The organism is Pseudomonas sp. EL_65y_Pfl2_R96, assembly GCF_963970905.1.
Lineage (GTDB): Bacteria > Pseudomonadota > Gammaproteobacteria > Pseudomonadales > Pseudomonadaceae > Aquipseudomonas.
The window spans coordinates 1-255 of sequence record NZ_CAXAQH010000459.1 but is presented as its reverse complement, the minus strand read 5'-3'; the positions used below and the strand labels follow the sequence as shown (position 1 = coordinate 255).

Below are 255 nucleotides of genomic sequence, written 5' to 3'. Positions count from 1 at the left end.
CAATTTGTCCCATGGCTCTGCAACTCAAGGCATCGTTTGCCGCAAGTGGCGGCTGTTATGGCAGTCGTCCGTTGCGTAAAGTGTTGCACGCCAAGGGCATGGAAATAGGCCTTTATAAAATTCGTCGCTTGATGCGTGCCAACGGTCTGCGTTCGGCTTGGAAGCGTAAGTTTGTGCATACGACAGATAGCAACCACGACCTGCCGATTGCTGAAAATGTATTGAATCGCCAATTTGAACCTGACGCAGTAAACA

1 pseudogene is annotated in these 255 nt (G+C 49.8%); it reads left to right on the top strand.

The features are described 5' to 3' along the window. Positions 1-11: 11 nt before the first annotated feature. Positions 12-113 (top strand): annotated as a pseudogene (locus tag AACY49_RS32050) (hypothetical protein); the annotation flags it as partial. Positions 114-255: the final 142 nt, after the last annotated feature.